Source organism: Bradyrhizobium sp. ORS 285, from assembly GCF_900176205.1.
Classification (GTDB): Bacteria; Pseudomonadota; Alphaproteobacteria; order Rhizobiales; family Xanthobacteraceae; genus Bradyrhizobium.
The window spans coordinates 2,469,749-2,495,632 of record NZ_LT859959.1; the positions used below are offsets into that span (position 1 = coordinate 2,469,749).

Here is a 25,884-nt window from a genome sequence, read left to right on the forward strand (position 1 = left end):
TGATCCGCAGCGCCCGGCACCACGTTTTCGACCGATCACCCGAATGAGAAACTCATGACCAAGCAGACCCGCTTCAATCTCTGGTACGCTGTTGTCGCGATCTTCGTCGCGATGATGATCCACAATGCGTGGACGAGCTATCGTCAGGTCGCCGTCATCCCCTACAGCCAGTTTCAGGACCTGCTGAACGCCGGCAAGGTCAAGGAAGTCGGCGTCTCCGAGAACTACCTCGAAGGCACGCTGAAGGAGCCGCTGCCGGGCGGTCAGACGCGCTTTGCCACGACGCGCGTCGACCAGGAATTCGCAAAAGAGCTCGCCAAGGCCAACGTGACCTTCACCGGCCGCATCGAGAGCAACATCCTCGGCGACATCCTCTCGCTGGTGATGCCGATCGCGCTGTTCTTCGGCGTCTGGTTCTGGCTGTCGCGGCGGATGATGGGTGGTGCCGGCGGGCTCGGCGGCGGCCTGATGCAGATCGGCAAGAGCAAGGCCAAGGTCTATGTCGAGGCCAATACCGGCGTGCGCTTCGACGATGTCGCCGGCGTCGACGAGGCCAAGGACGAACTGCGCGAGATCGTCGCCTTCCTCAGAGATCCGAAATCCTATGGCCGGCTCGGCGGCCGCATGCCGAAGGGCGTGCTGCTGGTCGGCCCGCCCGGCACCGGCAAGACGCTGCTTGCCAAGGCGGTCGCGGGCGAGGCGGGCGTGCCGTTCTTCTCGATCTCCGGCTCGGAGTTCGTCGAGATGTTCGTCGGCGTCGGCGCGGCGCGTGTGCGCGACCTGTTCGAGCAGGCGCGCGCCAAGGCGCCGGCTATCATTTTCATCGACGAGCTCGATGCGCTCGGACGCGCCCGCGGCATGGGCCCGTTCGCCGGCGGCCATGATGAGAAGGAGCAGACGCTCAACCAGCTCTTGGTCGAGCTCGACGGTTTCGATTCCTCGACCGGCCTCGTGCTGCTGGCGGCGACCAACCGGCCGGAGATCCTCGATCCCGCGCTGCTGCGCGCCGGCCGCTTCGACCGCCAGGTGCTGGTCGATCGTCCGGACAAGCCGGGCCGCATCCAGATCCTGCGGGTGCATCTCAAGAAGTCCAAGCTCGCGGCCGACGTCGACCCGGAGAAGGTGGCGGCGCTGACGCCCGGCTTCACCGGCGCCGATCTCGCCAACCTCGTCAACGAGGCGACCCTGCTCGCGACGCGACGCGGCGCCGACGAGGTCTCGCTCGATGATTTCAACAATGCGATCGAGCGCATCGTCGCCGGCCTGGAGAAGCGCAACCGGCTGCTCAATCCGAAAGAGCGCGAGATCGTCGCCTATCACGAGATGGGCCATGCGATCGTCGCGATGAGCCTGCCGGGCACCGATCCCGTGCACAAGGTCTCGATCATTCCGCGCGGCGTCGGCGCACTCGGCTACACCATCCAGCGCCCGACCGAGGACCGCTTCCTGATGACCCGCGAGGAGCTCGAGAACAAGATGGCGGTGCTGCTCGGCGGCCGCGCCGCGGAGCTCGTGGTCTACGGCCATCTGTCGACCGGAGCGGCCGACGATCTCCGTCGCGTCACCGACATCGCGCGCTCGATGGTGACGCGCTACGGCATGTCGGAGCAATTGGGCTCGGTCGCCTATGAGCGCGACAACCAGTCGTTCCTGGCTCCGGGCGCCGCGCGCAGCGCCGACTACGGCGAGGCGGCAGGTGATGCGATCGACGCGGAGGTTCGTGCCATTGTCACTTCAGCCCTCGACCGCACCCGCAAGCTGCTGCAGGACAAGCGCGACGTGCTGGAGCGCGCCGCGCGCAGGCTGCTGGTGAAGGAGACCCTGGACGAGAGCGAGCTCGCGGCGATCCTCAAGCAGGACCAGCGCGCGGGTGATCTCGTCGCAGCGGCGCAGCCGATGTAGCTCATGACTGCGTAGTGGCGGCGTAGGGTGGGCAAAGGCGCGCCCATCTGCGCCCTTGTTGCGCCGATCCATCCCGCGCCGTGCCCACCGTTGCCACCAGCGACGCGGATGCGCGGTGGGCACGCCGCCGCCTGACGGCGGCTGCTTTGCCCACCCTACGGCTGTCAAACAAGATCACAGCGCGTGTAGCACGTCGCCCGGATGTCGCTTTCGCTCATCCGGGCTACGCGATCAACGCCTTGGCCACATCCGGGCGAGGGTCTCGTCCTTCTTGACGAATTCGTGCCAGAGCGTCGCCGCGATGTGCAGGCCGACGACGAGATAGACCACATAAGCCAGCGTATCATGTGCGATCTCGCCGGCATGGGCGACCGCCTTGTCGCCGGCGAACAAACGCGGCCAGCTGAAGGTCCCGAAGTAGCGCAGCGAGTAGCCGCCGGCTGAGGAGAACATGTAGCCGGTGACCGGCATGACCAGCAGCAGGGCGTAGAGCGCCCAATGATTGAGCTGAGACAGCGCGCGGACGGCTGCGCTGAACGTTGCAGGCGCGGGCGGCGCCATGGTTCGTGCTCGCACGATCACACGGAGCAGCGCCAGCAGAAACAGCGTGATCCCGAGCGATTTGTGAACTTCCAGCAGCTCGCGCCTGGGTGATGTTCCTGCCGGCTGCAGGCCGCAATAGAGCCCGATCAGCATCGCCGCAATGAACAGCACGGCGGTGGCCCAATGAATCCATCGCAGCCAGGGATCGTAGGCGGTCGTCGTCTCGGTCATATCAGGGTCTCGCACGTGCGGAGGGAGCGGCCTGCATAGAACCGCGCTCGCGCGATGTCGAAGGATCAGAGGTCGACGTCGCCGCGTACGACAACTGGATGAGGGTGTCTTTCGATCATTTCTGGGTGATGCGAGCTGCGCGCAGATTGTCGTTGGCACGTCCGCAGAAGTGGTCTGAACAGTCGGGCACGTTTATGAGCGCTCGCGCAAGGATTGCGCCTTGCTTTTCCTGCAATTGCAGCCCAAGCTCCGCGCCGGCATTCTGGTCGGGGGGACCTCATGTCCAACATTGCTCCGAGAAGCGACACCGCTCCGCGAAACATCGTGCTGCTGTCGGATGGGACCGGCAACAGCGCCAAGGCGGTGTTCAAGACCAACGTCTGGCGGCTGTTCCAGCTGCTCGATCTGCGCGATCCGAGCCGGCAGATCGCCTTCTACGATGACGGCGTCGGCACCTCGTCGTTCAAGCTGTTCGCAGCGCTCGGCGGCATCTTCGGCTTCGGGCTGAAGCGCAATGTGATCGCGATCTACAGCTTCTGCTGCCGCAACTACCGCCCGGGCGATCGCATCTACTGCTTCGGCTTCAGCCGCGGCGCCTTCACGATCCGGATCGTGGCGGCCATGATCGCGGGGCAGGGGCTCGTTCCCTACGACAACAACGACGCCGATCTGGCACGGTTCGCTGCCGATGCCTATCGCCGCTACCGGCGGCGCTACAACAGCGGCGTCCTCAGATATCTCGGCAGGATCGGCCTCGATCTCCGCGGCATCCGCGATTGGGGACTCCGCGAGCTACGCAGCTGGCTCCATCTGAAGCCCGAGCCGCCGTCCATTCCGGTGGAGAGCATCCATTTCGTCGGCATCTGGGACACGGTCGACGCCTATGGTGGTCCGATCGAGGAAATGACCCGCGCCATCGATTATTGGATCTGGCCGCTGTCGATGCCGGACCAGTTCATGAGTTCGAAGATCCATCGCGCCTGCCATGCGCTGGCGATCGAGGAGGAGCGCGATGCGTTCCGCCCGGTGATCTGGGACGAGCGCTATGTCTGGGGCCGTGACGAGGCGGTGCCCGGCCGGAGTGACAAGAAGGACTGGCTGTTCGGCATCGATCACGATCCGCGCAGCGAGGCCGCGAAATGCGCCGACCCGCCGCCCCATCTGCGCACCGATCTGCCGGCCGGTGATCGCGAGCGCATCAGCCAGGTGTGGTTCACCGGCGTGCACTCCGACATCGGCGGCGGCTATCCGCAGGACGGCCTGTCCTATGTGACGCTCGACTGGATGCTCGATCGCGCCAAGGCCTATGGGCTGGTCTATCTCGACGAGCGGCGCAGGCTGCTCAGCGATCCCGAGATCGATCCATTCGACAAGCTCAACGACTCCCGCAAGGGGCTTGCCGCCTACTACCGCTACAAGCCGCGCAATCTGCGCGAGATCTACGACGCTCCGCCCTACAGGCTGTCGCTGCGTTACGATGTCAGTCGCATCAAATGGCTGCTGCATTCGCCGTTCAAGTCGCAGACGGAGCTTCTGGCCGGCGATCTGCATCCGAGCCTGCCGCAGCCGCCATTGCCGCCGGTGAAGCCTGTCATCCACCACACCGTGTTCGAACGCATCCAGGCCGGGACCGATCACTATGCACCGGTCGTCGTGCCGGCCAGCTACCGTCTGGCCGACGGCACCGGCGCGCCCGTCGATGCGCTGCATCCGTGCGATCGGGGGCCCGCTCGGACCCATGTCCAGGATGATGTCTGGAGCTGGGTGTGGCTGCGCCGCGTGGTCTATTTCGCGACGATGTTCGCGCTGCTGTTCGTCGCGGCGATCCCTTATGTCGTCATCTACTGGCCGCGTTTCCTCTATGACCCGCTGCATGTGGTGGGCGATCCCCTGGTCAACGCGGCCGCTGCGTTCCTGCCGAAGTTTCTCGATCCCTGGTTTGTCGCGTTCCGGGATTCCCCAGGCTTCCTGCTGATCGGAGCAGCCGTGGCGTTCGGCTTGACGGCGTGGGGCTCCTCCCTGCAGCGAACGATCCGCGACGCCGCACGCATCGCCTGGAATGATCCGTCACGGCACAAGCCGGTGACTGGCTGGCGCGCGACGGTCTATTCGCTGCGCCGCCAAGGCTGGTATGTTGCCGGTTTCTATCTGCTCAAGACGTGGATCTTCCCCACCGGGATCATGTTCTGGCTGTTCTGGTGGCTCGCGTTCGGCACGGCCAATACGGCAGGGCTGTTCTGCAAGGAGTCGCTGCGACCGGTCGAGGTCGACGAGACGGAGATCGGCGCATATCCCGGTGGAAGCATCCGGCCCGTGTTTGAAACACGGCACCATTGCTATCCGACGGCGCTGACCGTGGCGCAGGGCGAGACCTATCAGATCGCGCTCGACGTCGGGGAGGCGTGGAGCGACGGCGGCATCCCCGCAACTCCGGCCGGTTTCGGTTACGGCACCTGGACGCAGCTGCCCGGGATACCCTTCAAGCGGCTGATCTGGTCGAACTGGTTTGCGCCGATCGTGCGGGTGGGCAGCACCGGGCTCGAGGAGCATCTCCCGGTCTTCCAGCAGGAAGCGCCAGGTAGCAGCCGCTGGACAGCCAGGTTCACGGCCCGCAGCGATGGGGAGGTGTTCGTCTACGTCAACGACACGTCCATCCTGCTTCCTTGGCTGTTGTATCAGTTCTACTTCAACAACAAGGGCAACGCGGTCGTCTCGTTGAAGAAGCTGTAGCTGCGCGCGTCAGGTCTGGCATCACTGCGTGGAGCGTGACGACGTCACGCTTCACGCTGGGGATGCTGCGCGGCACGGGCTGGCGTTGGCGTCGGGACTGGGTAGGATGCAGGCATATAGGTCGCCTGCGAGGAGTACCATGACCCGTCGAAGCTGCACCGGATGGATCGCAAGCCTGGCGCTTGCCGCCGTCACGCTTGCTGGCGCCAGCGCCAATGCCGCCGAGCGCACGATGTCCTGGGAGAGCGGCTGCCGTTTCACGGTTCGGTACGATCCCGCCAAGCACGACGAGACGCGGCTGCGCAACACCGTGCGTCTGCTGTTCGGCCCGTCCGATTTCGACTCGCCGGGCACGCCGCCGGCGTTCGATCCGAAGGCGGTCGCAGCGCTCGACCCCGACAAGATCGATCGCACCTGCAAGGCCTCGCTCGATGCGGCCGCGCGGCTGGAGTTCATCGCGCTGCCCGGTGTCGACGACTACCGCCGCGCCAAGATGGCGGAGCTGAAGGACAGTTGCGATTTCGACCTGGCGCATACTCGCGGCTTCAAGACGCCCTCGGCGCTGCGCGACTATCAGCCTGCCGCCGCCTGTGCGAAGTTCGTCGACGCGATCGAGGGCAAGACCGACCTGCAGCAGACGTTTCGCCAAAACGTCGACACGGGCTGCGCCGACAACGCCAGCCCGAAGGCCTGCGTCGCGCGCTACCTCGCCGAAGCGCAGAAGGCGGACGGCCAGGAGCGCATGCGGATCTATCTGGTCAATTTCGGCTGGAGCAATTGCGCGATCAACTACAATCTCCGCAACACCGGCGAGAAGAAGATGGAGGCGATGCGGAGCGCGCTCGAGACCCAGTTCCGCAAGATGTTCAAGGTCAAGCAGGACAAGTGCGAGGAGGCGGACTGACGCGCAGTCCGCCCGCCCGAGGCGTGCTCAGCCTTCGCCGAACACGCGCTTGAAGATCGTGTCGACGTGCTTGAGGTGGTAGCCGAGGTCGAACTGCTCGTCGATCTCGGCATCCGTCAGATACTTCTTCACGTCGGCATCGGCCTTGAGCAAAGTGCGGAAGTCGCCTTCGCCGCGCCACACCGGCATCGCGTTGCGCTGCACGAGCTTGTAGGAATCCTCGCGGCTCGCGCCCTTCTGGGTCAGCGCGATCAGTAGGCGCTGCGAGTGCACAAGGCCGCCGAGCTTGTCGAGGTTCTTCGCCATGTTGGCCGGATAGACCAGGAGCTTCTCGATCAGGCCGGCGAGACGCACCAGCGCGAAGTCGAGCGTGACGGTGGCGTCCGGGCCGATCATGCGCTCGACTGAGGAGTGCGAGATGTCGCGCTCGTGCCAGAGCACGACGTTCTCCATCGCCGGCGTCACATAGGCGCGCACCATGCGGGCGAGACCGGTGAGGTTCTCCGACAGCACCGGATTGCGCTTGTGCGGCATCGCCGACGAGCCCTTCTGGCCTTCCGAGAAGAACTCCTCAGCTTCCAGCACTTCGGTGCGCTGCAGGTGACGGACTTCGGTCGCCAAGCGCTCGACTGAGGAGGCGATCACGCCCAACGTGGCAAAGAACATGGCGTGGCGGTCGCGCGGAATGACCTGGGTCGAGACCGGCTCCGGTGTCAGACCCATCGCCTTGGCGACGTGCTCCTCCACCCGGGGATCGATCTGGGCAAAGGTGCCGACCGCGCCGGAGATGGCGCAGGTCGCCACCTCCTTGCGGGCGGCGACCAGGCGCTCGCGGGCGCGCGTGAATTCCGCATAGGCATAAGCGAGCTTGAGGCCGAAGGTGACCGGCTCGGCATGGATGCCGTGCGAGCGGCCGATGGTCGGCGTCATCTTGTGCTCGAAGGCGCGCGTCTTCAGCGCCGCCAGCACGCGGTCGAGATCGGCGAGCAGCAGATCGGCGGCGCGGGTGAGCTGGACGTTGAGGCAGGTGTCGAGCACGTCGGAGGACGTCATGCCCTGGTGCACGAACCGCGCCTCGGGGCCGACGATCTCGGCGAGATGGGTCAGGAAGGCGATGACGTCGTGCTTGGTCTCGCGCTCGATCTCGTCGATGCGGGCGACGTCGAAGGTCGCATCCTTGGCCTTGGCCCAGATCGTCTTGGCCGCGTCCTTCGGGATGGTGCCGAGTTCCGCCAGCGCGTCCGCCGCATGCGCCTCGATCTCGAACCAGATCTTGAACCGGGTCTGCGGGTCCCAGATCGAGGCCATTTCGGGACGGGAATAGCGGGGGATCATCAGGGCTCTCCAGGCGGGAAGGAAGGTGGGCGGGACCATCGCGTCCGCGCCAGCAGCATTTTACGCCGTGCTCTACCAGAGCCGCCGGGGTGACACAAACGGCGGGTCTCCCCTCCGATATCAGGCGTGAGAACGTATCATAATACCTGAATCAAAAAATCTCGCTGACAGATATTGAAATCTGTCAGCGCGATGGTGTATGTTTCACCCATGATCAACTAGCACTGTCTGACCATGGGTTCAGCGGTTTCAAATGCGAAGGACCGCTTCGATGAAGATTGAAAAGCGATTGCTCCACACACAATTCCAGGACTGGCTGAATCTCCAGATCGCCCGCCATCTGGAAGCGCAGGCTGCGAAGTTCAACGCAGTCTCGGGCGCCGACAGGGGCGAGCCGATCCAGATCAAAGCACATCCCCGTGATGCCGATATGGTGCACGCATGAATGAGGCCGTGGTTCTGACATCCGAGCGCATCCTCGAAGTCACCGAGGACGTGTTGCGCCGTTATGGGCTCGCCAAAGCGACGGTCGTCGACGTCGCGAGAGCGCTCGATGTCAGCCACGGCTCCGTCTACCGTCACTTCCCGAGCAAGGCGTCGCTGCGCGAAGCGGTGGCGAAACGCTGGCTCGAGCGGGTCAGCAAGCCGCTGGCGCAGATCGCCGCCGAGCCGGGCCCGGCGCCGGCCAAGCTGGAGCGTTGGCTGCGCGAGCTGTTCGACGCCAAGCACAAACGCGTCTGCGAAGACCCAGAGATGTTCGCGACCTACCTGACCCTGGCGCGCGAAGCCTGCACGGTGGTCAAGGCGCACAAGCAGGACCTGATCGCGCAGGTCGAAGGCATCATCACCGAAGGCGTCGCCCAGGGCGCGTTCGACGTCACCGACCCGAAGACCGCTGCCGCCGCCATCTTCGATGCGACGCGCAGCTTCCATCACCCCGCCCACGCCGACGAATGGGCCGATTGCACGTGTTCGACACGAGTCGATGCGGTGCTGACGTTGTTGTTGCGCGGGCTGGCGGCGCGCTAGCGCATGTAGTTCGTAGTTCGTAGGGTGGGTAAAGGCGCCTGGCACGATCTCGGTTCGTGCCGAGATGTCGCGCGCCGTGCCCACCGTCGATCAGCACGTTCCTGTCGCAAGACGGTGGGCACGGCGCCACTGCGATCTCCGTTGAGGAAACGGCACGGCAGCGCCTTTGCCCACCCTACAGATCCGTCAGGCCGCTGGTCACCGCCAGCCGCACCAGCTGCGCATCCGTCTGCATCCCCGTCTTCGCTTTCACCAGATAATGATAGTTCTGCACCGTTTTGATGCTGAGATGCAGGTTGGCTGCGATCTGCTCGGTGGTGAGGCCCGACGCGAGCTGGCGCAGGATCTCGATCTCGCGCTCGCCGAGCCGGTCCAGCACCGTGCGTTGCGGATCGAGGCTGTCGGCGGCCAGTACATGGGCGACGTCGTCGCTCAGCGCGCGCTCGCCCCTGACGACCACGCGGATGGCGCGGACCAGGGCCGAGGGCTCGCTGCTCTTGGTGACGAAGCCGCTGGCGCCGGCGGCAAAGGCTGCCTTCACCAAAGGCGCCTCGCCATGCATCGAGAACACGAGGATGCAGGCGCGGTTGTCGCGGGCGCGGATGTTGCGGATCGCCTCGAGCCCGCTCGCGCCCTTCATCGAGATGTCGAGCACGACCACGTCAGGGGCATGCGCCTTGAACGCGGCGTAGGCGGCCGCGGCGCTGTCGGCTTCGGCGATGACGCGAAAGCCGTCCTGGCTCTCCAGCACGCGGCGATAGCCCTGCCGCACGACCGGATGGTCGTCGACCAGCAGGATCGAGATGCCTGTCGGCTCGGCCATGATCTCAGGCGGCCAGCGGGATGGTCGCGGAGACGCTGAGCCCGCGCGCGGCAGGTTCGATCGAAAGTGAGCCGCCGACGGCCGCGATGCGCTCGCGGATGCCGGTCAGGCCGAAGCCGCTCGACTGAGCCATCTGCGCCGCGTCGCCGCCGCCATCATCTTCGACCGAGATCACCAGCGCGCTGTCGGGCCCGGCGCGGCGCTCGACACGCAGCGACACCTCGCTGGCGTCGGTGTGGCGCAATGCATTGGTCAGGCATTCCTGCGCCATCCGATAGGCGGTCACCGCGACCGGACCCTGGATGTCGGCGAGATCGCCGTGCAGGTCGAGCCGGATCGCCGGCCGCGCGGCATGCTGATAGTTCTGCGTCAGCGCCACCAGGCCGGCTTCCAGCCCGAGCTCCTCGGCGAGCGGCCGGCGCAGCCGGCTCAACGTGCCGCGCAGGCACGCCATCAGATGGCTGACCGACTGCGTGATCATGCGCGCATCCTGCGCGACCTGATCGTTGCGGCCCTGGCCGGCGGCCTCAATCGTCGAGGCAAAGGCGAGGATCGCGGTCAGGTTCTGCCCGAACTCGTCGTGCAGCTCGCGGGCGAGCGCCCGCCGCTCCTCGTCGCGAATGTCGAGCAGGCGCTCGGTCAGCGCCGCGCGCTGCTCGTTGGCCTGCGCGAGCCGATCGCCAAGTTCGCTGACGGCGCGGCCGATCATCGCGAGCTCCATCGAGCGGAAGCGCGGCAGCGCCGGGCGGTGCTCGCCCTCAGCCATCCGCTGCAGCGCCTGGACGATGCTGCGCGCGGGCGCCAGCGCATGCGCGATCGCGAGCGAGGCGAGGACGCCAATCGCGATCGCCATCGCGAGTGCCACGCCAAATGAGTCCTGGATGCGCTGCCAGGCGAGCTGGATCGCGGCGTCGGGATCGGCGATCGCAGACACCGTGCCCGCCGTCGTCGTCCGTGCGCTGATCGCCTGCGCCACCGCGGCGTGATCGCCGAGGATCGTTTCGACCAGGCCTGAGAACCAGCGCGGCGGCGCCGTGCCGAGGCCCTTGCTCTGGCCGCACAGTGGCTTCTCGAAGGCGGCCTCCGGCTTGAACTGGACGCAGATGCCCGGCGCGATCAGCTTCATCGTCTCGGTCGTGCGCCAGTCCGGCACCGGCAGCAGGTGGTCGCGCGTCCGGTTGCTGCGCAACAGCAGCTCGCGCCAATACAGCGCCTCCAGCGCCTGCGACACCCGCTCGGCGGACGCGGCCGTGGCGCGGTCGACGCTACGATATGCATCGACGGTGACCCAGACGCCTGCGGCCGCCAGACACAGCAGGACGATCAGCGCAAGGCGCGCAATCAGCTGGAGCACGAGGCGCATGCGATCCCTCCACTGCGTTTGCCGCAGCGTAACAACGGGCCGGTGCGCCGCCAAGCGAATGCACTGCAGCAAGCGGAAGGTTGGGAAATTTTCCCGACAGCGGCGAGGCAGATGTCTTTGGACGCTGTTTCGCAGCTCTGCTTTACTTCGGGATCAAAGCGCCGGACGAGCGCGCACCGGGGAGTCGATGGATGAGCGTGGTCAGCAGTGCCGACAGAGTGGAACCTGCGCGCGACAGCGCCGAGCGCGGCCCGCTGCTGCTCTGGATGATCTTCACCGGGCTGACCGTGTTCGCCGCCGTGGTGCTGGCGCGCTACGGCTACTTCCATCTGATGGTCACCTCCGACCGCACCTACATCTCCAGCGTCGTCGCCGTGCTCTATGTGCTGACGTGCTGCCATTGTTTCTGGCGGACGCGGGCCATCGCGCGCGAGGCCGATGCCGCGAAGCGCTGCCGCGCCGTGCTGATCGGCCCGGATGCGGAGCGCGCGCTCGAACCGGATGCCCAGCTCCTTCCCCAAGGTCTCGTCACCAATCACATCAAGAGCCTCGTTACGAAGGCGCAGGTGCAAGGAGCAGGGCGGCTCGACCAGACGCTGCTGCTACGCACGCTCGCCGACCGGCTGCGCGGTTCCAACGGCTTCGGCGGCTTCGCCTCGGACACCCTGATGAAGCTCGGCCTGCTCGGCACCATCATCGGCTTCATCATCATGCTGGCGCCGATCGCGGGCCTCGATGTCAACGACAAGCTCGCGATGAAATCCTCGATGGGCCTGATGAGCGACGGCATGGCGGTGGCGATGTACACGACGCTCGCCGGCCTCGTCGGCTCGATCCTGGTGCGCATCCAGTACTACATGCTCGATGCCGCCACCGGCCGCGTGTTCTCCGATGCGGTGATGCTCACCGAAACACGGGTGACGCCGCGGCTCGAGCGCGCCATGGAGCGCGCGGAGCAGGGCGCATGATGGACGATTTCGGGCTCTATCCACGCGAGGAGCAGTTCGATCCGTTCAGCGTCATGCTGTTCAAGGCGCTGCAGATCGTCGCGTTCTTCTTCTTCATCGCCGTGCTCGCGATCTCGCCCGATGCCAAGGACGGCAAGGTCGACAGCAAGGCCGAGTTCCTGATCACGATGGACTGGCCGGACAATCATCCCGACGATCTCGACCTGTTCGTGCAGGACCCTGTCGGCAACATCGCCTGGTATCGGCATCGCGAGGCCGGCTTCCTCACGCTCGACCGCGACGATCGCGGCGGCGCCAACGACTTCATCCTGGTCAACGGGCTGAAGATCCCGTCGCCGATCCGCGAGGAGATCGTGACCGTCAGGGGCATCGTCGCCGGCGAATACACGGTCAACATCTCGCATTTCCAGAACGTCAGCGGCGCGCCGGTCGAGGCAAAGGTGAAGGTGCAGAAGCTCAACCCGACGGCGCAGGTGATCTTCGACGACAAGGTTGTGCTCGATCATTCCGGCGACGAGAAGACCGCGTTGCGTTTCAAGCTCGATGCCACGGGCAAGGTGATCGACGTGCAGCGCCGGCCGAAATCGCTGCTCGAGACCTTCCGCAATGTCCGCGCCAACGGCGCCGACCTCGATCCCAAGACCGGCGTCAGGATGATCAGCCGATGACGAGCAGCCTGCAAACCGTCATCGTCACGCTCTCCGTCTGCTACGCGCTGATCGGCGCGCTACTGCTGCTGGTTCTGGTCTATGCGCGGCTGCCGTGGCCGGTGAAGGCGATCGCGGTCGTCATCACCAGTGCGTTCTATGTCGGCAGCTTCGTCGGCGCACGCGGCCTGCTCGGCTGGGCCAGCGTCGACCGGCTGCCGAAGGCCTTCAAGGTGCTGCAGGTCAGGATCGTCGATCCGCACAGTGTCGAAGGCGACCCCGGCGCGGTCTATCTCTGGGTCGAGCGGCTCGACGACGACAACAGGCCGAGCGGCGTGCCACGCGCCTACCGCATCCCCTACAGCGACACGCTGGCCGAGAAGGCGCAGCACGCCGCCGACCAGATCGCGGCCGGCCATCCGCAAGGCGGCCGCGCCGCCGATTTCGGCACCGGCGACGGCGGCGTCATCGACGCGGCGCGCGAATACATCCTGCCCAAGACCATCATCGAGACCGCCGGCGGCGATCCCTCGACCGGCGAGTTCAAGGCCGCGAAGAATGCCGGCGACGGCGTGTCCTTCACACCCTTGCTGCCGCCGCGCATGCCGCCGAAGGATGAGCAGTGACGAGCCAACGGGACGCGTCAGTCTATATCGTCGTAGCGGATGTCTCATCGCCGTCATTGCGAGGAGCGTAAGCGACGAAGCAATCGAGAGTCGCGCGCGAGGTCCTGGATTGCTTCGCTGCGCTCGCAATGATGCGTGGAGAGAGCGTCATCCAGGCTGTACACTCCAAATTTCCTTGGACGCTTCGGCCATCCTTGTCCGCATCGTGATTGCCGTGCTCGTCGCGGTCTGCACACGTGACCGCGTGTGACCAGAGCATGACGGCTGCGCGGCGGCTCCGTTTAGATGCCCGGTGGTGAAATTGCCAACACTCCCGGTTCGCGTTAGACTCCCCATCCGTTGCTGGTCGCGTCAATTCCGGTTTGTGCATTCGATTTGCGGGGGAGCATGGCGATGCGAAGATTGGCGATCGCATGGGCGGCAGTGATGTTGTGGCCGGCCGGACCAGCTCTGGCCTGGTGGGATGAAGGCCATATGCAGATCGCGTATCTGGCCTACAAGAAGCTGTCCCCGGCGGCGCGGGACCGGGCCGATGCGCTGCTCAAGCTCAATCCCGACTACGCCAGCTGGGTCGCCGGTGCGCCTGCGGGACAGGAGAAGCTCTACGCCTTCGTGCACGCGGCGACCTGGCCGGACGACATCAAGATGAAGCCGGACTATTACGACGATCAGGTGACGGATTCGACGGCGAAGCAGCTGGTGCCGTACGGCCACCTCAAGCATCAGTACTGGCACTACAAGGACGCGCTGTTCTCGGCCGACGACACGCCGCTGCCGCGCCCTGATGCTGTGGATGCGGTGTCGCAGCTCAAGCTGATGATCGCCAAGCTGCCGGCGAACACCGACGCCTCGGAGCCGCTTCGCTCCTACAACCTCAGCTGGACCATCCACCTCGTCGGCGATCTGCATCAGCCGCTGCACGCCATCGCCCGCTATTCGGCCGCGCTGCCGGACAAAGGCGGCGACCGCGGCGGCAATGAGGAGCAGGTGATCGCCGCCAACGGCGAGACGCAGAATCTGCACGCCTATTGGGACGGCATTTTCGGCGGCTATTCCACGGTGTTCGGCGCGATCTTCGATGCCGACCAGCGTGGCGGCCTGTCGACCGTGACACCCGATGCCGGCAAGGCGCAGATCATCGACCCCGCGGTGTGGGCGCAGGAGAGCTTCGATCTCGCCAAGTCTGTCGCCTATGCTGCCCCCATTCGCACCGACAAGCAGCCGGTGGAGCTGACGCGCGAGTACGAGACCAACGCCCGTGATCTCGCCCGCAAGCAGGCTGCGCTCGCCGCGGCGCGGCTCGCGAACCTGCTCGAGGTGCTGTTGCGGTAGAGCCGCCCGCGCCTCACGGCGCCCGCGTCGGCCGGACGACGATCTCGTTGACATCGACATCGTCGGGTTGCTCGATGGCATAGCGCACGGCGCGGCCGATCGCGTCCGGCTGCAGGGCAATCGCGCGGTAGCTGCGCATCATCTCGGCTGCGCTCTCGTCGGTGATGGTGCTGGCGAGTTCGCTTTCCACCACGCCCGGATGGATGCAGGTGACGCGCAGCTTGTCGTTTTCCTGCCGGAGCCCGTCCGAGATCGCCCGCACGGCGTGCTTGGTCGCGCAGTAGACGGCGGCGGTCGGCACGACCTGCAGAGCGCCGATCGAGGCGATGTTGATGATGTGTCCGGAGCCGCGCGCGAGCATGCCGGGCAACACCGCCGCGATGCCGTTCAGCACGCCCTTGATGTTGACGTCGACCATGCGATCCCACTCGTCGACCTTCATCGAGGCCATCGGCGAGAGCGGCATGATGCCGGCATTGTTGATCATGACGTCCACGTGCCCCCACAACGCGCGCGCAGCCTCGGCAAAGGCCGCGACGTCGGCGCGGCTGGTCACATCCAGCGCCCGAACCTCGGCGGTTCCGCCGGCCGCGCGCAGCTCGGCGGCGAGCGCCTCCAGCCGATCAAGGCGGCGCGCGCCCAGCAGCAGCCGTGCGCCCGTGACCGCCAGCTCTCGTGCGATCCCAGCGCCAATGCCGCTCGACGCCCCGGTAATCAGGATGACCTTGTCCATGTTCAACTCCCGTCGGTTGGTGACGGGCGGAAGCTAGGTGGCCGGCATTGTCACGACAATTTGCCCAATGCTTGCCTCGGTGGTAAACGTATCTAACCAATGCGCATCGACAAGAACATCATCGAGCTGTTCGTGGCGGTGGCCGATGCCGGGAGCTTCCGCCTTGCCGCGGACCGGCTGGGCGTGACGCGGTCTGCCGTCAGCCAGGCCATGGGCAGGCTGGAGGACCATCTCGGGATTTCCCTGGTCAGCCGGACGACCCGCAGTTTTAGCCTGACCGAGGCGGGACGCCGTTTCTATGCGGATGTCGCGCCGGCGATCGGCGCGCTGAATGCCGCCGCCGAGCAGATCGGCGACAAGGCCGGGCCGCCGTCCGGCCTGCTGCGGCTGGCCGTGTCCTCCATCGCCGAACGCTTCATCTCCGGGCCGTTGCTGGCCTCTTTCATGCAAGCCTTTCCCGCGATCGAGCTGGACATCACCATCACCGACGACACCTTCGACATCGTCGCCGAGCACTACGACGCAGGCGTGCGCCTGGGAGAAGTCATCGCGCAGGACATGATCGCTGTCCCGGTGTCCGGAGATCAGCGGCAGCTGGCCTTTGCCGCACCGAGCTATCTGGAAGCGCACGGCGCGCCGGCGCATCCGCGCGATCTGATCCATCATGCCTGCATCGGCTGGCGGCCCGCGCCACTGGTCGCTCCCTATCGCTGGGAGTTCACCGAAGCGGGCAGGGACTTCAATGTCGAGGTGAAGCCCAGCCTGACGACCAACGACATGTTGTTGATGATCCGCACCGCATGCGCCGGCGGCGGCATCACCTTCGGCATGGAGGAGACGTTCCAGCCCTACGTCGCGCGTGGCGAACTGGTGCCTCTGCTGGAAAGCTTCTCCGCGCCGTTTGCCGGATTCTACCTGTATTTTCCGAGGCGTCGGAACCTGGCACCCAAGCTCCGCGCGCTGATCGACCATGCGAGGCGGGGAGTATGACAGCAGCGAGGTCTTCATCAAAATGTCGATGCAGTCGGATCTTCTCCGGTAAGCGAAGCGGCTCCGCTGCTGCCTAACACGTCCCCCGCGGCGTGCTGGATGCCCCGCCTGCACGGGGCATGACGGCGGAGTTTGGGGCGCCGCTTTTGCCAAGCTAACAGTGTCGTCCCGGCCTTGAGCCGGGACCCATACTTCGCGGCGGTCGTGATCGAGCAAGCTGCCAACTACACACGTGCCTCAAGCCGCTCCCTGTGGGTATGGGTCCCGGCTCAAGGCCGGGACGACAGCGGAGGCTTTGGCGAGAATGTGCGGAGCCCCGCGCGACCTGCCGATCCCCGGCCGCGATCTCTCAGGCGTCCACGACGTGATGGACGTCCTGCCGCAGCAGAACCGCCGCGCCTGCAACGAGCGGGTCAACGCAACCGAGATGCCCGCCGTCGGCAAGCCTGTCGTCGTCATCGGCGGTGGCTCCGGCAGTGACAGTATCGAGCGAAGCGACGTCCGGGTTCACCGACATAGCGCGTGAGACCCCCGGATATCGCTGCGCTCATCGGGGCTACGAAGCAGCGAAGGCCATCTCCCGGCCAGGGATGAGATGCGATCGGGCAAAAATTCGGTTTCCATTTTTCAGAAATCATGCTATATGCCATCATCCTGTCCCGAGCAGAGCAACTGTGCTTTTGAGGTAGGCCGGCGAACGGCCGGCCTCAAGGCTGGCGCGAGACGCGCCCCCGCCTTCGGCGGCTGAAGGCCTTGACCCCGTCCGCTCGCCGTCCTGTTGGCCTGGCATGCGCTCGGTCGTGAACCGAGCGCATGTGGCGCTCGATCAGTTCATCGCAACGCGCGGCTGCGTGGGATTCCATTTTTCGCCGCGGGCGATCATCGTGTTGAGGATGATGATCAGCTTGCGCATACAGGCGATGAGGGCAACTTTCGGCTCTTTGCCCTTGGCGATGAGGTGTTCATAGTAGGTCTTGAGCACCGGATTATGCTGCGTCGCTGCTCCGAGGCAGGGAAGGAACAGGCCGTTTCTCACCCAGCGCCGACCTCCCTTGATGTGGCGCTCGCCTCGGCGCTTGCCGCTGTCGTCGTCGTAAGGGGCAACACCGATCAGGGCAGCGGCGATCCTATCACTCACCTTGCCGAGCTCCGGCGCTCCTGCGATGAGGAGCGCGGAGGTCATGACCGCAAGCCCCGGCACACTTTCAATGATCTCGGCGCGCTCGGCAAATTCCGGCGTCGCCTTGACCCTGGCGAAGATCGCAGCCTCGAGCTTCGCAATCTGAGCCGCGAGCGTCTTCAACACCTGGGAATGGGCTTTCTGCGCCAATCCCGGCACAACATGCTCGGTCTGGTTCTGCAAACGGGTTTTCAGATCCATCAGATTCTTGCGCGCTTTCACCAGCCCCGCCAGTTCCTCGCGTGCAGCATCGTAGATCTGGCTCGGTGCCTCGTCGAACGTCTCGGCGAACCAGGCGATCATCTCTGCGTCTATCGTGTCGTTCTTCGCCAGTCGACCCGCCGACAAGGCGAAGCTGCGAACCCGTTTGGGATCGACGATCCGCACCTCTATCCCGGCCTCGCGCAGCGCCTTGGCCCATTCGCGCTCATAGCCGCCGCTGGCCTCCATGACGGCCTTGGTCACCTTGTGCTTGCGAAGCAAGGCCACCAACTGGCGATGCCCAAGCGAACTGCTCGGGAATGTCTGCCGTACTCCGAGTTTCCGAATGCAGCCGTCCACCTTGTCCTTGGCCACATCGATACCAGCGACACCATTTGCGATCTGTGTCATCATCCACTCCCTTCCTTGCCTTGTATGGGCTCGAAGCCCTTGCAACTGTTCGGGTTGAGGAAGATCACCGGAGCTGTCCCTCGCTCTGATACAGGCTCTGCCGCGTTTGGGGCGTAACGGGCTCAGATCCAGCGACGGGCGGTTTTGCGAGAACCGCCCGTTCGCACATTCTGGCAGATATCGCGTACACAAGGGACGTAGCGCGCGATCGTCACGATACGTGGGGCGGGGAAGCGATGGACGCTGGGCTGGCGTGAGACGAGCGCTTGGCCTTGCGGACGTGAAGTCGTGTGGTCCTGGCACCCCGATGCTGGTGTCCCCCGCGCAACGCGCGCAAGCGCGTTGTCGCGGCACGGTGGCCAAAAAGCCGGTGCACCGAGGAGATCACGATATATGCGTTAAAACCGTCGCGCGGGGAATGCCGGATGTTCGGCTGAACCTGTGGTGACTGCCGCCTGCTTTTTTTCTGCAGGCGCGCCATGGGTGAGGCCTTCACCCGGCATTCCCCGCGCCCTCTCGCTTGTTCGATGGGGCACAGCGATCGCACAGCTCGGGCGAGATCCGCCGCGAGAACGCGACGTCGTGACGCCCGATGGATCGGCCGCGCCGAAAAACTCCTTGCTCCGATCCGCCTGGTTTGATGTTGCTCAAATTCCGTGCGAAGCCCACTTGTACGGTGGAACCGGGAGGACACGGGTGCTGCTGGCGATTTTCACCGACATCCATGCCAATCGGCAGGCCTTTGCGGCCTGCCTGGAGGCGGCGCGCGCCCGCGGCGCCGAGCGCCTGATTTGCCTCGGCGACATCGTCGGCTATGGCGCCGATCCGGAATGGTCGGTTGACGCCGTCATGGAGATCGTCGCCGCGGGCGGCCTCGCGGTGCGCGGCAATCACGACAATGCGGTCTCCACCTCGAGCGAGAGCATGAATGCCGAGGCCCAGGCGGCAATCGAATGGACGCGCGGCCGGCTCAGCGCCGAGCAGCGCCGCTTCCTCGCCGAACTGCCGATGAGCGTCGGTGACGAGGACCGGCTGTTCGTGCATTCGGAAGCATCGAGCCCGCCGCGCTGGCGCTACATCCAGAGTTCGGCCGATGCAGCGCGCAGCATGATCGCGACCGAGGCGCAGGTGACGTTCTGCGGCCATATCCATCGTCCGGCGCTGTACTCGATGTCCGCCACCGCCAAGATGACGAGCTTCACGCCGACGGCAAACATGCCGATCCAGCTGCTGCGCGGCCGGCAATGGCTCGCCGTCGTCGGCTCGGTCGGCCAGCCGCGCGACGGCGATCCCGCCGCGTCCTTCGTGACCTTCGAAACGAAGACCCGCGAGCTGACCTATTGCCGCGTGCCCTATGATGTCGAGGCGGCGGCGCAGCGCATCCGTGACAACGGCCTGCCGCCCTGGCTGGCGCAGCGGCTCTCGATGGGGCGATAGGGCATGGCGAGATCGAAGCTTCAGCCGGGCGCCGTGATCGACGGCTTCACGGTCGGCGAGTGCGTGCATTCCGGCGGCATGGCGACGTTGTGGAGCGTGACGCGCCCCGACATCGACCGGCCCATCCTGATGAAGGTGCCGCGCGTTTCCGAGGGCGAGGACCCCGCGGCGATCGTCAGCTTCGAGATGGAGCAGATGATCCTGCCGAAACTGTCCGGCCCGCATGTGCCGGCGTGCTTCGGGACCGGCGATTTCGCAACGCAAGCCTATGTGGTGATCGAGCTGATCCCCGGTGAGACGCTGTACAAGCGGCTGCCGGAGCTGCCGCTGCCTTACGAGGAGGCGCGGGTGCTGGTGGCGAAGATCGCCACCGCGCTCGCCGATTTGCACCGGCAGCACGTCATTCATCACGACATCAAGCCGTCCAGCATCATGTTCCGGCCGACGGGGGAGGCGGTGCTGATCGATTACGGCCTGTCCTGCCACAAGCATCTGCCGGATCTTCTGCAGGAGGAATTCCGCCTGCCTTACGGCACCGCGCCCTACATGGCGCCGGAGCGCATGATGGGCACGCGCAGCGATCCGCGCAGCGACATCTTTTCGCTCGGCGTGCTGCTGTATTTCTTCACCACAGGCGTGCGGCCGTTCGGCGAGACCGAGACCCTGCGCGGCATGCGCCGGCGTCTCTGGCGCGATCCCTATCCGCCGCGGCAATTGAAGCCGGACTATCCGCCGTGGCTGCAGGAGATCGTGCTGCGCTGCCTGGAGATCGAGCCGGTCTGGCGCTATCCGACCGCGGCTCAGCTCGCCTTCGATCTCGGCAATCCCGACCAGGTTAAGCTGACCGCGCGCGCCGAGAAGGTGAAGCGCGATCCGATCACGACCGTGTGGCGGCGCCGCTTCAATCGCGGGTTGGTGCAGCCGGAGACGAAGCCGTCCGATGTCGCCGTGCAGATCGCCACCAGCCCGATCGTGGCGGTGGCGATCGACACCTCGGAGGGCGGCGAGGAGCTCAACGGTGCGTTGCGCGTCACCGCCGAGCGCATCCTCGCCACCTTGCCGTCGGCGCGGCTCGCCTGCGTCAACGTGCTGAAGCTCGGCCGCCTGACGATCGACCGCACCCTGGACGAGGCCGGCAACAACAAGCACATCGACCGCATGGTGGCACTGAAGCACTGGGCGACGCCGCTCAAGCTCGATGCGAGCCGGCTCACGGTGCACGTGCTCGAAGCCGTCGATCCGGCGGCGTCGATCATCGAGTTCGCCGAGGTCAACCAGGTCGACCACATCATCATCGGCGCCCGCCGCGACTCCGTGCTGCGCTCGCTGCTCGGCAGCGTCTCGGCCAAGGTGGCCGCGGAGGCGGGCTGCACGGTCACGGTGGTGCGCACGCGCGCAGTCGCGCGCGAGGCGGATGAGGACGATGATGTGCCGGCGAAGGTCGCGTCAGGAGAGTGAGATTGGAAGCACAGGCTGCTTCGCTGTTTGTTGAACTATCGATGAGCCGAGCGTGAGTCCAATTGAGAGTAGGACCGAGCCGCCGCCGCAAAGTCGGTGCGCTCCCTCGCCCCGTTCTTACGGGGAGAGGGTGGGGGTGAGGGGCAGCGGCACGGGCGGTCTCAATAGGGGCAAACGCTCGGGGAGTGCTCGCGGTGAGACCTGTACCCCCTCACCCGGATCGCATCTGTCGATGCGATCCGACCTCTCCCCGCAAGCGGGGCGAGGTGTACCGAGCGCTCCGCCATGTCGTGGCAAGCCAACAAGAAGATGTTCGTATTCCGACCGCACCAGATCACCGTGTTCCTTCACCTTTCAACCATGACCGTCGACGCGCCATCCGCCGCCTCAAATTCGGGCGCAGCTGCGATTGCCTTTCAAAAGTTCCGCCGCCAGAGTGACATTGTGACGCGCGTGGGGGCGCACAGTTTTTGTTTGACCAGGGGGACCTTCAATGGCGGCGACGGATGTGAGTATGGCGGGGACGGCATCGCCGAAGGGCAGCCTGTTCGGCTCGTTGTTCTTTCAAGTGGTGGCCGCGCTGCTGCTCGGCATCCTGATCGGCGTGTTTGCACCGGAGACCGCCCAGGGCCTCAAATTCTTCAGCGACGCCTTTCTGCGCCTGATCGCGATGGTTGTGGCGCCGATCGTATTCTGCGTCGTCGTGCACGGCATCGCCAGCGCCGGCGATCTCAAGAAGGTCGGCCGGGTCGGCGTCAAATCGCTGGTTTATTTCGAAGGCATGACCACGATCGCGCTGGCCTTCGGTTTGGTGCTGGCGCTGATCTTCGGACCCGGCCACGGCATGGACATCGACGTCTCCAAGCTCGACGCCAAGCAGCTTTCGAGCTTCGCCGATAATGCCCACAAGCTGCAGGGTGGCGGTTTCGGCGGCTTCATTCTCAACATCATTCCGCCGACCGCGTTCGACGCCTTCGCCCGTAATGACGTGCTGCAGGTGTTATTCTTCGCGGTGATCTTCGGCGTCAGCCTGGCGCTGGTCGGAGAGCCCGGCAAGCCGGTGGTCAACCTGATCGATTCCGTGGCCAAGGTGCTGTTCAAGGCGATGGGCCTGATCGTGCGCGTGGCGCCGCTCGGCGTGCTCGGCGCGATCGGCTTCACCGTCGGCAAATACGGCATCGGCTCGCTCAAGCAGCTGCTGGCGCTGGTCGTCTTGTTCTACGTCTCGGTCGCGCTGTTCGTCGTCATCGCGCTCGGCCTCGTGATGCGTATCGCCGGCCTCAGCCTGTTCAAGTTCCTGCGCTACCTCAAGGAGGAGCTCCTGATCGTGCTGGCGACGGCGTCATCGGACTCCGTGCTGCCGCAGATCATGCGCAAGCTCGAGGCGATGGGTGTCAAGCAGGAGGTCGTGGGCCTCGTCATCCCGACCGGCTACTCGTTCAACCTCGATGCGTTCTCGATCTACCTGACGCTGGCGGTGGTGTTCATCGCCCAGGCCACCAACACGCCGCTGTCGGTCAGCGATCTCCTGCTGGTGCTCGGCGTGTCGCTCGTGACGTCGAAGGGCGCGCATGGCGTGCCCGGCTCGGCGATCGTCATCCTCGCCGCGACGCTCGGCGCCGTGCCGGCGATCCCCGCAATTGGCCTGGTGCTGGTGCTGTCAGTCGACTGGTTCGTCGGCATCGCCCGCGCCGTCGGCAATCTCATCGGCAACTGCGTCGCCACCGTCGTCGTCGCGGCTTGGGAGAACGACCTCGATAAGGCCAAGGCGAAGGCGGTGCTGGATCGCGGCACCGCGGAGGAGGTCGAGTATCAGGGGGCTTAATGTCCACACTCGTCATGGCGAGCGAATCGAAGCCATCCAGAATTCCACCCACAACTCTGGAGTGCTTCGTCGCGAAGCCTGTCATCGGGCCGCGCTGTGCGCGGACCCGTTGGCTCCTCGCATTGACGGAGCGACAAGTCGCTCGGTCACCTCACCGGAACGGCCGCAGCTTCATGTGCCGGTTGGAGTCCTTGTACAGCAGGTAGCGAAAGCGACCGGGGCCGCCGGCGTAGCAGGCTTGCGGGCAGAAGGCGCGCAGCCACATGAAGTCGCCAGCCTCGACCTCGACCCAATCGCGGTTGAGCTTGTAGACCGCCTTGCCCTCGAGCACATAGAGCCCGTGCTCCATCACATGCGTCTCCAGGAACGGGATCACCGCGCCCGGCTCGAAGGTCACGATGTTGACGTGCATGTCGTGGCGGACGTCGAGCGGATCGACGAAGCGCGTGGTGGCCCAGCGGCCGTCGGTGCCGGGCATGCCCACCGGAGCGATCGTCGCCTCATTGGTGACGAAAGCCTCGGGTGCGGCGATGCCGGGGACGGCCTCATAGGCCTTGCGGATCCAGTGGAAGGTTGCGGGCGCCGCGCTGTCGTTTGTCAGCGTCCATTTGCAGCCAGGCGGCAGGAACGCGTAGCCGCCCTTGGCCAAGCGATGCGTGGTGCCGGCGATGGTCAGGGCGATCTCGCCGCCGACGACGAACAGCACGCCCTCGGCCTCGGGATCAGGCTCGGGCTGGGTGCTGCCGCCGCCGGGCGAGACCTCGACGATGTATTGCGAGAATGTCTCCGAGAAGCCCGACAGGGGGCGCGCGATCACCCAGGTCCGCGTCTTGTCCCAGAACGGCAGCGGCGAGGTGACGATGTCGCGCATCACGCCCTTGGGGATGACGGCATAGGCCTCGGTGAATACGGCGCGGCCGGTCAGCAGGTCGGTCTGCGGCGGGTGGCCGCCCTGCGGCACGAAGTAGTTCGGCTTGTCCATCATCGTCTCTCCTGCGCGCCGATCAGAAATCCCACGCGCCATCAGTCAGGGAATGCTCAGGATCAGCGGCTGGTCCAGCCACAGCTCCTCGAGATTGTCGGGGCTCATGCGGTCGACCACCATGAAGCGCGAGGCCGCGTCGAACACCAGCAGCGGATGGTGCCAGACATTGCGGGCGTAGTTCACGCCCTGGCGTCCGCTCGCGGTGAAAGCCCGGTAGCTCGCGGGCTCGCGCGGGTCTTCGCAGACGACCACCAGCCAGGGCCGGTCCTGCAGCGGCATGAACAGTTGGGTGCCGAGCGGATGCCGTTCCATCAGCTTGATTTCGATCGGCAGCGGCCGCGGCTTCGCCTCGAACAGGCTGATATTCACGGGGATGCCGCCCGACGTAACGTCGATCGCGGCGAGCCCGTTGCAACGACGGGCAAAGGCCTGGTTGATCTCGATCGGCTCGGCGCCGTCGGTCTCGACGACATCGCCGAAGGGAGCAAACGCCGCCTTGGTCAGCGGCTGCGGTGTGAGCGTGCGCATTCCCGTCCGCGCGCCTCAGATCGCTTCGCCGCGCGCGGACGCCGCGGCGTCGCGGATCGCAACGATGTTGCTGCGATAGGCCTCCATCGTGCCGCCCTTGAACACGGCGGAGCCGGCGACGAATGCGTTGGCGCCGGCAGCGGCGAGCGCGCCGGCATTGTCGCGGCCTACGCCGCCATCGACCTCGATATCGATCGGACGGCCCGCGGTCATCGCCCGCAGATCCTGCACCTTGCCGATCGCCGACGAAATGAACGCCTGGCCGCCGAAGCCGGGGTTGACCGACATGATCAGGACGAGGTCGACGAGGTCGAGCACATATTCGATGACGTTGAGCGGCGTCGATGGATTGAGCGAGACGCCCGCCTTCTTGCCGAGCGCGCGGATCGCCTGCAGCGAGCGATGCAGATGCGGGCCGGCCTCGGCATGCACCGTGATGTGGTCGCAGCCGGCCTTGGCGAAGGCTTCCAGATACGGATCGCACGGCGTGATCATCAGATGCGCGTCGAAGATCTTGGTGGTGTGGGGACGCAGCGCCTTGATGACATCCGGGCCATACGAGATGTTCGGGACGAAGTGGCCGTCCATCACGTCGAGATGGATCCAGTCGGCACCGGCGGCATCGACCGCGCGAACCTCTTCGCCGAGCTTGGAGAAATCCGACGCCAGGATGGACGGCGCAATGACGAGCGGACGCGGCGTGAAGGACTGGGTCATGGGCATCTGTTCCAGGGCGATCGGGGATGTCGCCGTATCATGCAGGCGCGGGTCCGGCAACGCGAGCGGGAAAAATCTGCCGGGTGCGGCACGATGTGCCGGGTTCAGGCGTCAGTAACATCGCGAAATATCCGGACATATCAGCGGTTTGCCGCTGGCATGGAGATTGCGAAGGTCGTGGGGAGATGTTCTGCCGCCTCGCGGGCGGTCTTGCGGGAGTTTCGCCATGTGGTTTGCACTGGGGGCCGCCTCGTCGGTCCTGGACAGCCTGCAGTCGATCGGCTCGACGAAGTCGGGCTCTGGCAAGTCGGGCGGTGGTCTGTTCAGCCTGGACAACAAGGGAGCGGGCAGCTCCGGCAATTTCAGCCCGTGGTCGAGCTCGGGCGGCAGCAGCTCGGGGCAGATCGCACCGGAGACGATGAACGCGCTGCTGGCGGCGCAGAGCCAGTCGGGCGCATCGGCTGGCGCGAGCGCCTCGGCCAATCCGCTGCAGGATCTGTTCTCGCAGATCGACGGCGATGGCAACGGGCAGATCAGCAAGTCCGAGTTCGAGAATGCGCTCGGCGCTGGCGGCACCAACCTCAAGAACGCGGACAAGGTGTTCGGCAAGCTCGATGCGAACAACGACGGCAATGTCAGCCTCGACGAGCTGTCCTCGGCGCTGCAGGGCGCCAAGGGCCGACGTGGCCATCACCATCATCAGGCGGGTGCGGGCCAGGCCGGCAACTCGGGCAACGCGTCCAGCGCGGGCGCCGATGCGCTGATGCAGGCGCTGTCGGGCGCATCGAGCTCCTCGTCCACCAACAGCGATGGCTCGACCACCACCACCATCACTTATGCCGACGGCTCGAAGATGACGCTGATCACGCCGGCCGCCACCGCGGCCTCCAACGCCGCGACCGCGTCCTACAACATGATCGAGAAGCTGATGCAGCACCAACCCAAGCTGCCGTCAGCCGCCTCCATGACCGCGATGAGCGTGTAAG

The 25,884-nt window shown here is 65.6% G+C and carries 23 protein-coding genes and 1 pseudogene; 15 read left to right on the forward strand and 9 right to left on the reverse strand.

All coding sequences use genetic code 11. The features are described 5' to 3' along the window. Positions 1-54 precede the first annotated feature (54 nt). Positions 55-1,902, forward strand: coding sequence for an ATP-dependent zinc metalloprotease FtsH (gene ftsH, locus BRAD285_RS11175; RefSeq protein WP_006609993.1), 1,848 nt, complete (start codon positions 55-57; stop codon positions 1,900-1,902). Between the two features lie 231 nt (positions 1,903-2,133). Here ftsH and BRAD285_RS11180 read toward each other — a convergent pair whose 3' ends face one another. Then, positions 2,134-2,676, reverse strand: coding sequence for a cytochrome b (locus tag BRAD285_RS11180; RefSeq protein ID WP_006609994.1), 543 nt, complete (start codon positions 2,674-2,676; stop codon positions 2,134-2,136). A gap of 279 nt (positions 2,677-2,955) precedes the next feature. Here BRAD285_RS11180 and BRAD285_RS11185 point away from each other — a divergent pair, with 279 nt between their 5' ends. Together BRAD285_RS11185 and BRAD285_RS11190 are read left to right on the forward strand one after the other, a co-directional pair. Next, the gene (locus BRAD285_RS11185; RefSeq protein WP_087877641.1) at positions 2,956-5,406 is read left to right on the forward strand and encodes a DUF2235 domain-containing protein; all 2,451 of its coding nucleotides are present in this window, start codon (positions 2,956-2,958) and stop codon (positions 5,404-5,406) included. Between the two features lie 139 nt (positions 5,407-5,545). Beyond that, positions 5,546-6,310, forward strand: coding sequence for a hypothetical protein (locus BRAD285_RS11190; RefSeq protein ID WP_006609996.1), 765 nt, complete (start codon positions 5,546-5,548; stop codon positions 6,308-6,310). Between the two features lie 27 nt (positions 6,311-6,337). On the opposite strand, the gene purB is transcribed toward BRAD285_RS11190, so the two are convergent. Continuing rightward, the gene (purB, locus tag BRAD285_RS11195) at positions 6,338-7,645 is read right to left on the reverse strand and encodes an adenylosuccinate lyase (RefSeq protein WP_006609997.1); all 1,308 of its coding nucleotides are present in this window, start codon (positions 7,643-7,645) and stop codon (positions 6,338-6,340) included. Between the two features lie 271 nt (positions 7,646-7,916). Here purB and BRAD285_RS35735 point away from each other — a divergent pair, with 271 nt between their 5' ends. Then, positions 7,917-8,090: a hypothetical protein gene (locus BRAD285_RS35735; RefSeq protein WP_006609999.1), complete on the forward strand. Its 174-nt coding sequence runs from the start codon at positions 7,917-7,919 to the stop codon at positions 8,088-8,090. Next, complete coding sequence (locus BRAD285_RS11200) at positions 8,087-8,674, forward strand: TetR family transcriptional regulator (protein WP_006610000.1); 588 nt, start codon at positions 8,087-8,089, stop codon at positions 8,672-8,674. The genes BRAD285_RS35735 and BRAD285_RS11200 overlap by 4 nt, the downstream gene beginning before the upstream one ends. Before the next feature lie 175 nt (positions 8,675-8,849). On the opposite strand, the gene BRAD285_RS11205 is transcribed toward BRAD285_RS11200, so the two are convergent. Together BRAD285_RS11205 and BRAD285_RS11210 are read right to left on the reverse strand one after the other, a co-directional pair. Continuing rightward, positions 8,850-9,497: a response regulator transcription factor gene (locus tag BRAD285_RS11205; RefSeq protein WP_006610001.1), complete on the reverse strand. Its 648-nt coding sequence runs from the start codon at positions 9,495-9,497 to the stop codon at positions 8,850-8,852. Between the two features lie 4 nt (positions 9,498-9,501). Next, positions 9,502-10,860 (reverse strand): histidine kinase, encoded by a 1,359-nt coding sequence (locus BRAD285_RS11210; protein ID WP_006610002.1) that lies wholly within the window; start codon positions 10,858-10,860, stop codon positions 9,502-9,504. A 191-nt stretch (positions 10,861-11,051) separates the two neighbouring features. On the opposite strand from BRAD285_RS11210, the gene BRAD285_RS11215 reads away from it, so the two are divergent. From BRAD285_RS11215 to BRAD285_RS11230, 4 genes are all read left to right on the forward strand, one after another. Next, a complete protein-coding gene (locus tag BRAD285_RS11215) occupies positions 11,052-11,828 on the forward strand; it encodes a MotA/TolQ/ExbB proton channel family protein (RefSeq protein ID WP_006610003.1) in 777 nt (258 codons plus the stop codon). Then, complete coding sequence (locus BRAD285_RS11220) at positions 11,825-12,496, forward strand: hypothetical protein (protein WP_006610004.1); 672 nt, start codon at positions 11,825-11,827, stop codon at positions 12,494-12,496. The genes BRAD285_RS11215 and BRAD285_RS11220 overlap by 4 nt, the downstream gene beginning before the upstream one ends. Beyond that, entirely contained in the window at positions 12,493-13,101 is a 609-nt protein-coding gene (locus BRAD285_RS11225) for a hypothetical protein (RefSeq protein WP_006610005.1), read from the forward strand. The genes BRAD285_RS11220 and BRAD285_RS11225 overlap by 4 nt, the downstream gene beginning before the upstream one ends. 393 nt (positions 13,102-13,494) lie before the next feature. Then, positions 13,495-14,433, forward strand: coding sequence for a S1/P1 nuclease (locus BRAD285_RS11230; protein WP_006610006.1), 939 nt, complete (start codon positions 13,495-13,497; stop codon positions 14,431-14,433). Between the two features lie 13 nt (positions 14,434-14,446). Here BRAD285_RS11230 and BRAD285_RS11235 read toward each other — a convergent pair whose 3' ends face one another. Next, positions 14,447-15,166, reverse strand: coding sequence for an SDR family oxidoreductase (locus tag BRAD285_RS11235; protein ID WP_006610007.1), 720 nt, complete (start codon positions 15,164-15,166; stop codon positions 14,447-14,449). A 99-nt stretch (positions 15,167-15,265) separates the two neighbouring features. Between BRAD285_RS11235 and BRAD285_RS11240 the strand changes: the two genes are divergently transcribed. Both BRAD285_RS11240 and gltD read left to right on the forward strand, forming a co-directional pair. Next, on the forward strand, positions 15,266-16,156 hold the full coding sequence (locus BRAD285_RS11240) for a LysR family transcriptional regulator (RefSeq protein ID WP_006610008.1): 891 nt from the start codon (positions 15,266-15,268) through the stop codon (positions 16,154-16,156). Between the two features lie 286 nt (positions 16,157-16,442). Further along, positions 16,443-16,652 (forward strand): annotated as a pseudogene (gltD, locus tag BRAD285_RS11245) (glutamate synthase); the annotation flags it as partial. 330 nt (positions 16,653-16,982) lie between these two features. Here gltD and BRAD285_RS11250 read toward each other — a convergent pair. Further along, a complete protein-coding gene (locus BRAD285_RS11250; protein ID WP_087877731.1) occupies positions 16,983-17,948 on the reverse strand; it encodes an IS110 family transposase in 966 nt (321 codons plus the stop codon). Positions 17,949-18,644: 696 nt separating this feature from the next. Here BRAD285_RS11250 and BRAD285_RS11260 point away from each other — a divergent pair. The 3 genes from BRAD285_RS11260 (at position 18,645) to BRAD285_RS11270 (ending at position 22,668) form a co-directional block, all read left to right on the forward strand. Continuing rightward, positions 18,645-19,385 (forward strand): metallophosphoesterase, encoded by a 741-nt coding sequence (locus BRAD285_RS11260; protein ID WP_006612376.1) that lies wholly within the window; start codon positions 18,645-18,647, stop codon positions 19,383-19,385. A 3-nt stretch (positions 19,386-19,388) separates the two neighbouring features. Beyond that, positions 19,389-20,843: a bifunctional serine/threonine-protein kinase/universal stress protein gene (locus BRAD285_RS11265; protein WP_006612375.1), complete on the forward strand. Its 1,455-nt coding sequence runs from the start codon at positions 19,389-19,391 to the stop codon at positions 20,841-20,843. A gap of 493 nt (positions 20,844-21,336) precedes the next feature. After that, on the forward strand, positions 21,337-22,668 hold the full coding sequence (locus BRAD285_RS11270; protein WP_006612374.1) for a dicarboxylate/amino acid:cation symporter: 1,332 nt from the start codon (positions 21,337-21,339) through the stop codon (positions 22,666-22,668). A gap of 151 nt (positions 22,669-22,819) precedes the next feature. Here BRAD285_RS11270 and BRAD285_RS11275 read toward each other — a convergent pair whose 3' ends face one another. Genes BRAD285_RS11275 through rpe form a run of 3 tightly spaced genes read right to left on the reverse strand, consistent with a single transcriptional unit; the run spans position 22,820 to position 24,898 of the window. Further along, the gene (locus BRAD285_RS11275) at positions 22,820-23,650 is read right to left on the reverse strand and encodes a bifunctional allantoicase/(S)-ureidoglycine aminohydrolase (RefSeq protein ID WP_006612373.1); all 831 of its coding nucleotides are present in this window, start codon (positions 23,648-23,650) and stop codon (positions 22,820-22,822) included. Between the two features lie 45 nt (positions 23,651-23,695). Then, positions 23,696-24,181: an ureidoglycolate lyase gene (locus BRAD285_RS11280; RefSeq protein WP_006612372.1), complete on the reverse strand. Its 486-nt coding sequence runs from the start codon at positions 24,179-24,181 to the stop codon at positions 23,696-23,698. A 15-nt stretch (positions 24,182-24,196) separates the two neighbouring features. Then, a complete protein-coding gene (gene rpe, locus BRAD285_RS11285; protein ID WP_006612371.1) occupies positions 24,197-24,898 on the reverse strand; it encodes a ribulose-phosphate 3-epimerase in 702 nt (233 codons plus the stop codon). A 226-nt stretch (positions 24,899-25,124) separates the two neighbouring features. Between rpe and BRAD285_RS11290 the strand changes: the two genes are divergently transcribed. Further along, entirely contained in the window at positions 25,125-25,883 is a 759-nt protein-coding gene (locus BRAD285_RS11290) for an EF-hand domain-containing protein (RefSeq protein ID WP_006612370.1), read from the forward strand. Position 25,884 lies beyond the last annotated feature (1 nt).